The sequence below is a fragment of the Bradyrhizobium sp. Ses1 genome (assembly GCF_059512365.1).
Genome location: NZ_JCAMOQ010000069.1, coordinates 1 through 13,300 on the forward strand (window position 1 = coordinate 1; position 13,300 = coordinate 13,300).

Genomic DNA, 13,300 nt, shown 5'->3' on the forward strand with positions numbered 1-13,300 from the left:
ACCCTCGATCCTCTCAGACAGGAGGCGGCCGTTACTACCTCTCCTCAAATGCCGCGCCAGCGGCTTCGTTCAATCCCTACCGATTCAGCCTAGCCATGAAGCGCTCTAAGCGAAAGAGCTTTGAACGCCTCCGCTAGACTAGGCGGGAACTCGCAGCCGAACTGGCCGATGAGCGATTCGATACCGCTCGATTTCTTGAGCTCGAGCGCGACCGCGACAACCAGCGGATCGAACTTAAACGCATTGCGGGTCAGCGTGACGCCCTGTCCCTATCGAGAGGCCGGGTTCGAGTCGCAGTCAACTGACGATCAGCGCCGCCGAATTCGGCAGATCGAGGCGCGGATCGCTGAGAGGGAGGGGACGCAAGATGCTGCGGCCGCGCGGCCGCGTGAGGCAGATGCGGAATTCAAGCGCGCCAACGAGCTGGACCAATTGAGTCTGAACCCTAGCCTGGGACTACATCGTCGATCACGACCCCTTCCGACTGTATCGAAGTCCGGAGCGTTGGTACCATGACCCAACAAAGGCCTGCACCACCAGCATCACCGACCAAACCACCCGAAAGCTACGAACCCGCACTCACAAGATCAAACTCTTGCCAAAGTGCGCCGCTCCCGAAATCAACGGAACGGGATAGTCCGCGCCATTGGTCCAGCGAGCGCTACGAAGAAGATTCCTCGCGAGATCGCCGACGAGTAGAAGGAGGTTGCATCTTGACCGACCGGGGCGAATTCCGGGAACGGAGCGAGGTCGTTGCCCTCGTCCGCTCGCTCCGCCGGCCCCGACGGCCTAGTCTCGGCCAGAGCCGCTCCGGTCATCTCCATCAGCCCAACTGGGCATAAGCCCTTAGTCGGTTCCCCAGCGCCTGCCGATCGGCCACGAGGTTATCGAGGTGCAGCTGCTCTGGCCATTGTCCTTGCGCCAAACGTCCAACCAGCGCTCGCGTGGCGTCCAGCAGAAAGACGCCGCAATCATAGCCGTTCTGCTGCTGGGCCATGGGGGCTATTCTCAGGCGGGCGCCTAGCCTTGCTGTGAGCTCTTCTGCCACGGCCCGGTTGCCACGCCCGCCGGAGTCGTAGTGATAGGCGACGATGCTTTGCCGCACGCGGCGATCAACGAGCAGCAGCGACCAATGAGTGCCTCCCCCATCAGTTCCGCCATCGTTCACCGGCAGCAACAGAAAGTTGGCTGTATCGTTACCATTCTGGTCATGGACGATCGCCATGAATGTCGCTCGTACGTCGTTCGGGTTCTCGGCCAAGCGCAGCAGTTGAGTTAGCGCGGGTGGTACGAACCGGGTCTGTGCGGCGAGATCCGGATTCTCTCTCTGCAATTCTTCCTCCAGGAGCGCATAATCCGCCGCGATATGCTCGTCGCCCAGCCATTCCTCAGCGTCGAGCGCTAAGCTGCTGCGACCGTGGAGCGCGGCTGTCGCATCCAAGGCGTCGGTGCGAGCACCGGACGTTTTGTGCGGAAGCACCCTTGACTGGTGATCATCATCATGCAGCACATGCGACGTGGACGGCAAATCAGCCAGAGCCCCGAGACTGCCGTGGATGTCTAACGATGGGGCCCTCGCAGATGATGAGGCGGCGCCCCGCACCTCCTCCATGAGCCCACCCGAAGCTCCCGCCTTCTCAGAGCTTGACGCAACCACAAGCTTCTGGACCGAGCCGGCCTGCAGAGCGCCCAGCCCTGCGCCGCCGCTGAGATAGGCGTGCAGGGCCGCCACGCATGCTTCGGCGTTTTTGTTGTTGTTTCTTTTGTGGGGCGGAACGAGCGTTACATTGGCTTGGCGGTAATGCGGCGTGCCCTCCCGCACGAGTTCCTCGAAACGCTCCTTCTTCATGGCCATCTTGTCGGGGCTCTGCAATCCGCTGGTCTCCCCTGCCTGGTCAATCCGCAGCAACGGGCGACTGGTGTCATTTGCAAGGCGCTTCCAGATCTCGCCTCGGTCAGTATCGAGCCAGATCGAGACGGCATTGTCGAGGATGAGGCGCCGGGTTTCTTCATTCTCGAACGCGCCGCCGCCAGTTGCGAGGACCACGTTGCGTTTTTCGATGCACTGCGCGATCAAGCTCGCCTCCCGATCCCTGAACCACTGCTTGCCTTTGTCTTCGGCATCGAAAATTTCCGTGATCGACATGCCGGTCTCTCTTTGAATTTTTTTGTCGGAGTCGACGAAGGCGAGCCCGAGGCGCCGCGCGAGAGCCGGGCCGATGGAGGACTTGCCGGCGCCCGGCAGTCCGACGAGCACAATCGGCCGTGAGCCGAGCGACGAGACGACCTCTTTGGCCATTAGCGATTTCTCGGGCAACCGTGGCCGCTCGGCAGCTCGCGGACCAAAGATCGAACTAGCAGAAGCTCGAGCATCAAGTTCGACTCCCCAGTGAGGAAGCTCCCTGGCTCCTTCTGGTATCGCCACGTCCCTACAGACCTCTCGTGCGCTCTGGGCAAGTTCTCGCGTAGCTTGCTCCAGCGCATCTCCGCTCAGTTCGAGCCGCAGCTTGTCGCGCTTCTTGTAGGTATCGTGGTTGGTAAGCTTAGCCTGGTAGCTCTGTGGCGTGTGGAACTCTAGCGCAAAGCGATATCCGTCCGGCGTGGTGAGCACACTCGTCACGCCGATGAAGGTTGGATCTCGCATCCTGAACCAGTTTGTGGTGCTGACTTCGGCGTAGCCCTGCTCGTCAAGCGCCAAAATGGTTTTCGTGAAACCACGTGCAAAATCCTTATCAGGGATTTCGAAGAGATGCCGGACGGCGTTGCTGATCAGCTGCGTGTCGCCGTCGCTCGGGCTCGTTCCCGTCAGCTGGTTTGCCATTGAGCGCGTCGATCTCAACGGTCGATCCGAACGAGGCATGCTCACGTCGATGTCTGCTCGCCTTAGGATCTCGGCAACCCTAAGCACCGCTCTGGTAATCCCCTCCTCTTCCGCTGCGGCCCTAGCATGCTCAATTTCTGCGCGATCCGCGGCCTCTTTGGGATTCATCGCGATGACCGGATCTTCGGCCGTCAGCTGTCGACCAGAGGCTTCCGGCAGGATACGCTTGTCCGCCGCGAGCTCGATGGCGGCTTCCATAACTGAAGCCGTTAGCGTCGGATTGTCCTTCAGATCCTTCAACGAAGCATCGACATCGAACCTGCCGTGCTTGAGCGTGGCCGCTAGGCCTTTGACGTAGGGCACGGATCTTAGGCCCGGCGTTTGTTGCAGCAGGCGCCGAAGCTGTTGGCCTTTTTTCAGGAAGAGTTGGGCACTTGTGTCCGATTTGTAGGCGTCGGTGCCGACCTTGTTGCCGAGGCTCAGAAGATTGCTTGCGCTTTGTATGAGGTTGTCCGGCTCGTAGCCATCCGGTCCAGGATCGATGCGCGCAGGGTAATGGTCAAGTAAGGCCTGAACGCGGTCTCGCGGGTGAGCGGAGGCCTGATAGGCTTCGGCTAAGTCCGGTAGCAAATCGGAAACCGCCCGGCTCACACCATGCTCGGCGTGGGTGTCGCGTTCGAGCGTCTCGAGCAGAAGGGCCCCATTCGCATCAGCAGCCCAAGCCTCCAGATCGGCCGCGAGCAATTCGTTGATCTCGCGAGCGACCGGATGCTCTGCGAGCTCGATCTCGCGCATCACCCTTTCAAGCTGGGGCTGGATATCTTGGTCGCTCACCTCTTCCTGGTTCAACAAGTCGCGTATGGCTCTCCTGAGCTCGTGGTGAATACCTTCGTAGGTACCAAAGATAGCTCGCTCGGCAAACCAGCGCCGGGCTTGATCGGATTGAGCCAGAAAATCTCGCTGCAAAGTGCTAAAGTTTTCCAAAGTGTCCTGCGTGGCAGCGAGGATCTGGCTGGCACGACTGAAATTGTACCTGCCGTCCTCGATGGCGGGGGTATGCGATTTTGGCGGCTTGAGCGAGCGGACTCCGCGAGCTTGCTCCGCCTCATCGAACTGTCGAACATGCTGATAGAGCTGCGGCCGGTCGCCGATAATGATGACCGTATCCCCATCGAAATCGCCGTCGAGTTTTTTTTGTTCGTCGGGCGGCACGGCAACCAAGGACCCCGGAGCGAACAGCTCGGTCGCCTGGAGGATGCCGACGCCATCAATTGGCGTGTCCGCCGTGACCCGCTCCTTGCGGCTGGTCCATCCCGAATGGGACTTTACGTCTTCTGCCGACAATACCATCGCACGATCTCGATAGTTGGCCGGCCACATCTCGTCAGGCACTACGATGAGAATACCTTTGGCGAAAAAGGTCGGATCATCGCTCGCCAGTTGCTCGCCCGACTTCTCGGCGACATTGAAGCTGTATTGCATGGCCACGCATTTATCGAGAAATGCCGCGGTTGGGTCGCCATCGGCTGACGACTTGACTCGTTCAGCCCCTAATGGACGCAAGTTTGGCTTATCGTACGGGGAGCGGCCGATCAGCACGCCAGCCGTACCCGTCAGCCCCTCGCTCTTAAGCTTAGGCACATGCAGACGGCCATCATTGGATGGCACGGCGACCGCGCCGGGGGCTTCGATGTGTCCGGCCGTCACGATGCGAAACAACTCTTCTGAGCTCAGCGGCTCTCCTTTTTTAGCCTCAAGCCAACTGTTGGCTTTCTCGCGTGCCTCTTCTGCCACCCGCTCGCTTCGCGAGTAATATTGTAGGGCGGTGGCGGGGAGCGACGATTTCTTTCCCTCGGCGAATGCAGGCACCCGATCAGGACCATCCCGCCGGCCAGCGCGGCGAACAGCTAGCATACGCTCCGCCACAGAGGCTCTGATAAAGCCGGTACCGTCATGCGGCCGCAAAGCGATCGGGCCTTCCGGTCCAATCAGCTTGAAAGGATGCTCCTCGCCGGCAGGGCGGTCCGGTAACAGCGACAATTTGAAATTGCCCTCCAGCGCGTAGTCATGAGGGCCTAGATCTTCGATCGTAGGAGGCGCAGCAAAGCCCCTGCGTTGCGTGTAGTAATAGGCCTCTTTGAAGGGCGCCCACGCGCGCGATAGCTGCTCGAACGCCGTACCCGGTGCGGTTTCGGCATACGGGAGTGCCAGCAGCTTTCCCCCGGAAGCCTTGGGGCCTCGCTCGCCCGGAGCGACGGCGGCGATCTGCGACAGGGTCGGCTTCGGTGCCTTTAACTTGCTTCCGCCGAACAGGTCCATGCGGTAAGGTACATCATCGACACAGAACACGCGCCTTAGCATAAACGGGCTTGGCTTTCCTGGCAGTTGGACCGCTACCATCGGAATAGCTCCCGAGGTCAAGCGATGAAAAATCGAATAGCGCTGCTCCGGCTCCGTGGGCAGCCGGCGCCCCTGCAGGTCAACGACCGGCAACTGCATCAGTCCCGCCTGACCCTGGGGCGGTCTGGGCTCGTGATCCATCGTTCGTAATACTTGATGCATATTAAAGACGGACGGCGGATGTTGATTCCGGATCGTCCCCTCATCCAGCGTCATGAACGAGTCGAGCGCGTCGATTGCATCGTCCCCTTCGATTTGCGCAATCAGATTCCAGCTCATGTTGGAAAGATCGCTCTCGATGAGGTTCCGCGTCTCCGCCAGGATTTTCTTGGTCTCACGCTCCAGCTGTTGCCGCCTCGCAGCCAAGTCAGACTTCTTACCTTCGACATACGGTCGTTGGTACAAACTCGCCAGGACCTCACGCGCCTTGAGCACTTGAAAGATCGACAGCGCAGGACGGCGACTTGATAACGAGGCACGGCTCCGCCGGTCGGCATTGCTTGCTTGTAGATATGCCCGCACCTTCTGCTCCAAACCTGGTTGGAGATCGTTCAGCAGGTTTAGCGCTTGCCTCCGGTGCCAAAGCATCGATTTCTCCGGGCTACGGGCGAATGGCAGCAGAGCGATACAAATGTTACCCATAGATTCGAGGTTGTTCTCGGCGACAAAGCCAGGGGCATGAACCAATTCCTCGAGCCGACCTAACCCTGTCGGTGCGAGCAAAGCGAGATCGTCGAACAGTCGAGCCTTTCCTAGCGACTTGAAGATGTTGGTTATGCTCAAGACATCGGCCTGCTCGAGCCGATCATTTGCATAATGCAAGTAATGGACCAGCTGCTGCAGCCGGTCTTTCAGCAGGTTGGCGTCAGCAATGTCTCCAGCTTCCTCTGCCCTTATGAAACTTAGCCCTAAGGCATTGGCTATCCTGCTGAGCTCAGGCGTCATGAAAGCAGCGAATCGTTGGCCTCCTCGACCCAGGTCGCGCGCGAGATGCACGATTGCCTGGCTGCATGCCGCCTCTCCGCGCCATTTGATGAAGCTGTTCATCAGGTCGGCCTGTTGCTGCGGAGTAAAATCGGACAGCCGGCGGCGGAGGATCTCCCGAGCGATAGCGACTGCGGCTTCGGAACAGTCTTCGTCTGAACGCCACTTGCTGAAGCCGTTCGCCAGGTTTGTCAGCTCCAGGCCATTAAAGTCGGAGACCCTATGGCGGTCGAGAAGATCACGGGCGATCGCGGCTGTTGCTTGGCGGCAGCTCTCCTCTCTCGGCCACTTGCTAAAGCCATTCACCAGATTTGCGGACTCCCGTCGAGTAAACCACAAGACTCGATCCGGGCGGCTGAGGATCTCGTTGGCGATGGCGGTTGAGGCTTGAAGAGTCGACGTGCGGTCACGCCATTTGCTGAACGCATTCACCAGGCTCGCAAGCGAGGTCTCAGCAAAGCCAGAGAGCCGGCCGTGGCGGCCGGCACGGTCGAGGATCTCGTCGGCCACTGCGACCGTGGCTTCCTCGCAAACCAGCTCTTTAGGCCACTTGCTAAAACCGTTTACCAAGTTGGCCAGATCCTGCTGGCTGCAATGAGATAGGCGGTCGGGGACGCCGACGATCTCCTCTGCGACGGCGGCAACCGCCTTGCGACAGACCGTCTCTAGCGGCCACTTGCTGAAGCCGTTCACTAGGTTCGCCAAGCTCAGCTCGGCGAAGCCAGAAAGGCCGTCGGGTCCGCGGGCGAGCTCAAGAATTTCAGGAGCGATGGCTAGCGCGCCTGCGTGACATCTAGAGTCATCCGGCCACTTACTGAAACCGTTCACCAGGAGGGCCAAGCCCGGCCGAGTGATCCCGCGCAGCCGAGTGCGGACGAGCTCGCCAACGAGTGCGGCCGTGCCCGCTCTGCAGTCCGCTTCTTCGGGCCACTTGCTGAAACCGTTCACCAAGCTTACCAAGCCCTGTGGGGTGAAATCGCGTAACCTCCGCCGCTGGATCTCTCGGGCGATTGCCACCGTGGCCCCTCGGCAGTCCCCTTTTCTCGGCCATTTGCTGAAACCATTCACCAGGAGGGCCAGGTTCTGCGGAGCGAAGTCAGAGAGCTGGCGACGAAAGACTTCGCCGGCAATTGCGACCGCCGCCCGGCGCGCAGGCCGCTGGTCGGGCCACTTGCTGAAACCGTTCACCAGGTTAGCCAGGCCTTGTGGGTCGACGTCACCTAGTTGGCGCCGCGTCACCTCCCTGGCGATTGAGAGTGCGGCGCGCTCACACCTTGCTTCTTCCGGCCATTTGCTGAAGCCGTTAACTAGATTCGTAAGTTCCTGAGAATTATGATCCGAAAGTTGCGCGCGACCAAATACTTCATCGGCAATTGCGGCAGCGGCCTTGCGACAGATCGCCTCCTTCGGCCACTTACATAAAGCGTTCACCAAACTGGGCAGTTGCTGCTGAGTGACATCGGAGAGCCCCGTGCTTTTGGCGCGCCGACGGAGCTCGGTGGCTATCGCGATCATGCCTTCGCGACACTCCGTCCTTGACCATTTGCTGAACCCATTTGCGAGCGATGAAAGACTCAGATCATTCAGATGCTGGAGTGTCAGATTGTGCTCGCAAAAGAATTTCGCAATCCTGATCGTTGCATTACGGCAGGTCGTCGATTGTGTATGCCGCCCGAATGAAAGCGCAAATAGCGAAAGCGCCCTCAGGTCCACTTTCCTCATGAGTGCGTCGTCAAGCTGCGAGACGCGAACTGCCATCGCCTTGCACGCATCTATACCCGCCTGACCTCCGGCTTCCCGGCTCACCGCATTGCACGTGAGGGCGTAGCCCCAGCTTTGGTGCCGTACATTGTCCTCCCATCGAGGTATGAAATCACTTTCAAACAGAGCCGCAGCCCTTTCCAGGAAAGTTGCAAGGCGCGGCATTTTCAGCTGCTTGGTATAGTCCACCACGGCAATTGAAAATGCATCGAAGTCACGGGCGCGACGAGCGCGGTCAAGAGTCTCCATCCCCTCACGAATCCTCGAGCGCTCGAGGTCAGCGCGTCCATGCGCTTCCTGACCATGCGCCCTGTGCGGCGCCACCTCGCTGATGCGCCGCTTGACTGGCCTGCCCCGCAGGTCGGGCCCGGACCGCTCAGGTTGGATGAGAGCGTCTCTTTGCAAGCTCCCAGACGTTCGATCGCCTTGCATGGCTTCGTCACCCAGACGAGCGGAGCTCGGATCACGATTTAGCCGGTCAAGACCTGGTCTAAACCGGCGGTTGTCGCTCTCAGTGGCGACATCGCCGGTACGATGTCTCTTCGGTTCAGGCGCTATGTCCGGCATGACTCGTTTGTGACGCCCGATCCCCTCTGTTTGCGAATTCGCAGTTTCCTGATCTGGATGCCAGCGTCCATCGCCAAAACGCGGCGATTCTTGCTCCTGAGCGAGGGCGTCACGGTAAGATCGATAGGTTCGCTCATTGCGCCCGTACAACCCGTCGAAACGTTGCCTTCCCGCCTGACCTCGAAAGGCAGTTACCGATGGTTCCTCCGCGCTGAGACCGCCAGCGTGCAAACCCTCGCGCCCTCCAACCCGACGATGTTCGCCATCAGAGCGCTCCGAGGTCTGCGCTCGATGTGGTGCGCCGGACTGCTCAGGCTTGGAGCGAACATCCTCCAAGACAGAGCTGAATGATTGGTCTCGAGCGTCTCCGGCTAATTCATTGCGCTCACTATCGACCCGCAGCCTCTCGTCGGCTTCGGAGTCCGGCATGTCCGATCGCCACCGGTCGTGAATGCGCGTCAAGATTCATCTCCCATGCAGTTGAGGATCGATAAGCGCCGGCGGTTGGTGCGAGCATGCGCTGCGATGCGCGTTCGGCAAATTTATAAAAGACATCAGGCTGACCCGTTACTCAGCCGGCCGAAGCGAACCGGTCAGGTGTGAGGCCCGTACTGTGAGAGCGATCGCCCATTAGATCCCGGGCCGCTTCGCGGAGGTCTTCTGCAATGATGCTGCAGCTGGCGCGCCACAACCGTCGAGGCACACGCAATACCCACGCATGGACGACAAGCTCGATTTTCAAGAAAGTGAGCTTAGTCCGAGTCACGATGCAACACTCAATCAAGTGTTCGTTTCGCCGACCGGCGACCGAGCGGTCTCGCTTGCCCAGAACCCTTCGGTTTGATAGGCAGCGATCAGCATAGCTGTCCTCACCTGGTGTCAACACTCGCCGCACGTTTTTCTGTGCGAAGCCTGATGTCCGTACGCTACTTTAGCTGTCGGATCTGACAACAAGCTGACGAAGTCGCTACGATTAGCGCGACCATCCCGCATTATGGCCTGGGTTGCGGAACAGCTGATCGATGGGAGATTGATGTTTGCTACAGTCCTCTCGATGTATAGCAAAGCTTAGCCATCGAGAAGCTGACGAGCCTCAGGAAGCCCGTGATCAGCCATGGACCCGATGCATTCCGGAAGCTCTGACGTCCGATGTCCAGCGATATTTCGGTTTCGCAAGGCTCAGTCCGGGCTTGTGAAGAGATGTCTGATCAGTCGTCGTCCACGAAACGTTGCGTCTCGCTTGACGGTCCTGTCTCGAGCTGGAAACAAGAGCAAGCGCCCAGTGCCGAGGTGCCGCTCAAGTTTACTCGCTGCGCCGCTGCGGTTGGAGCATGGTGTCCTAGTTCAAAGCAAACTCCTGAGCTCTGAACGAGTGTTTAAAAGGCTCAAATGTCTCCATCGAGCTTAGCTTTGAGCGGTATTCTTCCGGGACCGAGTGGCTGAGCGCGGTGCCTCGTTCCAGAAGCTGACTAGGCTCCGAAGACCTGAGGATAGCGATAGACTCGGTACGCGGTGGCGTCCGACGTCCAGTGAGAGCAGTTGAGTTTTCAGGAGTTTGCATCGTCATGCGGTCGTTCACAAGAGATCACCTTTCGCCCGTGCCGAGCGTTATCTGAACCAACACCTGGCATGCCATCGGATATGCCACGGAACGAAGACAGTCATCGCCGGCTTAAGCATCATAATTCTGCCTGACCAAAGTGGGGTGTCCCACCTAAGATTGATCACCTGCAAGCGATAGAGGCCATTGGTAAAGTGAAGCCTGCTTTGACTCGATCCAAAACGACCATAGTTTCAAAGCGCTTTATGTCTGGATTTTCATGTACAAGGCGCCTGGTAAATTGCTCATATTCTTCCATGGTGTGTGCTGTAACTAGCAGGACGAATTCGGCCTGACCGGTAACGTAGAATCCGCTCATCACCTCAGTCATCTTGCAGATTGCCCGCTTGAAGCGATCAAGGATGTCGGTCCGATCGCGCTCAAACGAAATCAGGACCAACAAGGTCACGTTCCGCCCGATCGCTTTTGGAGAAATGATTGAAACGTCTGCTTCTATCACGCGTTGCGATCGTAGCCGCTTCAGTCGACGCTGCACTCCGGATGCAGACAAGCCGACCTGCGCGCCGAGTTGTTCGCTGCTCAGACGATTGTTGCGTTGCACGAGATCAAGAAGACGAGCATCGATTCTGTCGAGTTTCCATGGCTGCGGCGCGGTCAATAGGGTGCGATTGCCTGCTCTGGGCATACGACGTAGTTCCACTAAGTGGAGCTGTGATTTCCACACCTCCTCCCCGACCATGCTGTCCGAACGTTCAGCTTCACGCTGACCTACTTCTCGGCCTTACCCACATTTGTTGCCGCAGCCACTTCTACTCCTGCCCAATGTCGAGCAGCGAGCCCCGGGCAAGGCGCGGCGACATAGCTTCATCGCCATTGCTTCTCCTCGCTGATCCACCACGATCCCGGCAGTGCTCCCGGCCTCACGAACGCGTCGACGACATTCGCTAGAAGCCGAGAGACGTTATTGTCGAAATTGTTTATTGGCAGTGCTTGCCCAAAGGCGACAGATCCGGCCGAGAACACCGCACCATGGTTGGGTGCGGTAAAATAAGCCATATCGGCACGAACCCGGTAATCGTAGGAGCCCGACAACCCCTCGAAGGCATAGTGAATGACCTCAGGATTGACGAGGTAGTTGTCGATATGGCCGCCCGAAGAAGCGATCAGCTTTGCATGAGGCGGCGTCCCCAGCAAAGGATCGCAGCGGTCAAGGGCTATGCCAGCAGCGCCGCCATAGGCCAAACCGAAATCTCCGATGATCTCTCCTTCGATTCCTTTGGTGAGCCAAGATACCGTTCGGTGATAACTGTCTGGCATCCTGCGGTAGAACTGGCTTTTTCCGTAGCCCTCCGAGACAAAGCCGACACCCACCAGCTTCTGCGGCGGTCGGCCTTGTGCCCTCCAGGCGCCGCCCTTTTGACCGTTGGTCGCCATGTAGTACTCGCCAGGACGCGCATCCCAAGTCTTCCATGCGGGACCGAACTTACGACATTCCATGACCCATGGCTCGTCTTGCCGGAACGCCACACTCCAATGAAAGCCATTCCCACCCAGGTAAATGTAACGGCCGCCAGATGCGATGTAATCCTCCGTCGCATCCAGCATCCGTTCGGAATAATACTCCGGATGAGTGCCACTGATGACGCACCTGTACGGCTCAAGAGCAGCTACACCCTCCCGTTCCAAGTCCTCATCGGTCAATACCTCGTAGTCATAACTCTGGTGCTCGAGCCAGGCGATCACCGACAGATCAGCGGGAAACTGCCAGGCGAGGTTCGAGCTCGATGCCCGATATTTTGGCCGCATATTGATGATCGGCCGGTGGTATGAACTGTAGCAAACGCCCTGCCCGTCGGCCCAGTGATCGCAAGCTGACAGCCCTAGCTCCTGGCGTTGACCGAGCTCGATGTCAACTTCGGACAGCACAGGAGGCATGCCCGTGACCGGCTGAGTCATCGGTGCGTGCAGGCTCTGGCGCTCGTTGGCATAGGCGATGTAGCTAGCAGTCGGAAAGAGAAAGACGATCCGGCTGGTCGGCCTTTTCGGACGGACAAAGAACGGGATGTATTCTTCACCCAAGGCCCCTTCGCCCGCTCGCAAGCGAATGGCATAAGCTCCGCTTCTCAAGCCGTCGGGGAGCTTGATCGCCTTGGTCGCTTTCCACTTGCAGTCCGTTAAGGCATCGGCGTGGAGTTCGATGCCGCCATACTCCTGCGGCGCCATGCGGAAGCAATCGTTCCGGCCGCTCCAATTCCAGCCAGTCTGCCCCCGTACCGGCCGATTGTATCCCTCAGCATGCAATCGAAGGGGGCCGATGTCGGTTACAATATCGCCAATACCCCGTTCGGTATAACCCTTCGCTGTGTCCCAATAAGCGATCATGCCTTCCGAAGACGGCTTCTGACCCATTCTGATCTGATCGAGTTCGTCGCGTCCAAGCGCGTAACCGAACAGGCCGGGACGATCGATCTTGCCGCAGTACAGTTGCGACACGAAATGACCGCGCCCGTCCTGCCAATCGCGCGCGCCACCAATCAGAAACGGGGTCCCGGCCAGATGCTTCTGCCGCGCACGGAAGGTCGTTGAGATATGCGCTCGATAGTCGACCAGCGCCACCCTGCTCAACAAGCTGTTGTAGCGGTTGACAACACCTTCCTGGTAAAGAGTTGCTCGGCCGGTCTTGGCATCGAAGCTTGCGGCGACGAAGTACCACATGTTTGCCTGCAGCGGGATTTCGGCCTCGAGGCGATCAACCGCGTTCCCTTGTCCCACCGAGAGCTCAAGTTGGCCATTCTGCGTGATACCTAAAGAGAAGCCACAATTCTCCTTGCTATCCCAGCGTCCGATCAGCGACTGACGCGATCCGGCCTGCGGCCTTGTTGGACAGATGAAGGCAAACACCGTGAGGCTGTCTTCCAGAGCCAAACGGCGCTCGGGGTCCGCGACCGCTAGGAAGGATCCGAGCTGTGTGTACTGCTTCTCGACAAGCCACGTTCCGTTGGCATCACAAGCGATCTCTTCCTCGATGAAACCGGGTCCTGAAGGGTGCTGATCACCATGGATCAGCCGCACCAGTCGGGCATCAGCCTGTTCGGTGCCGTCGGCATTGACATAGAATTGGATGAGCTCGCCCGGCTTGACCGAAATCTTATCCGAATAGCCAAAGAGTTTAGGTCTCGTCATCTACCCACTCCCAACTTCGCCGT

At 58.8% G+C, this 13,300-nt stretch carries 3 protein-coding genes; all 3 read right to left on the bottom strand.

Annotated features, from left to right (window positions below; genetic code table 11):
* Positions 1–823 precede the first annotated feature (823 nt).
* The gene (xopAD, locus tag AC5ZG5_RS41470; protein WP_456646514.1) at positions 824–8,215 is read right to left on the bottom strand and encodes a XopAD/skwp family type III secretion system effector; all 7,392 of its coding nucleotides are present in this window, start codon (positions 8,213–8,215) and stop codon (positions 824–826) included.
* Between the two features lie 2,042 nt (positions 8,216–10,257).
* Positions 10,258–10,779: an Lrp/AsnC family transcriptional regulator gene (locus AC5ZG5_RS41475; protein WP_456646513.1), complete on the bottom strand. Its 522-nt coding sequence runs from the start codon at positions 10,777–10,779 to the stop codon at positions 10,258–10,260.
* A 179-nt stretch (positions 10,780–10,958) separates the two neighbouring features.
* A complete protein-coding gene (locus AC5ZG5_RS41480) occupies positions 10,959–13,277 on the bottom strand; it encodes a N,N-dimethylformamidase beta subunit family domain-containing protein (protein ID WP_456646512.1) in 2,319 nt (772 codons plus the stop codon).
* Positions 13,278–13,300 lie beyond the last annotated feature (23 nt).

Coding starts and splice junctions, on each gene's coding strand:
- AC5ZG5_RS41475 (WP_456646513.1), bottom strand. CDS start 10,779: ATGCCCAGAGCAGGCAATCGCACCCTATTGACCGCGCCGCAGCCATGG.
- xopAD (WP_456646514.1), bottom strand. CDS start 8,215: ATGGAGACTCTTGACCGCGCTCGTCGCGCCCGTGACTTCGATGCATTT.
- AC5ZG5_RS41480 (WP_456646512.1), bottom strand. CDS start 13,277: ATGACGAGACCTAAACTCTTTGGCTATTCGGATAAGATTTCGGTCAAG.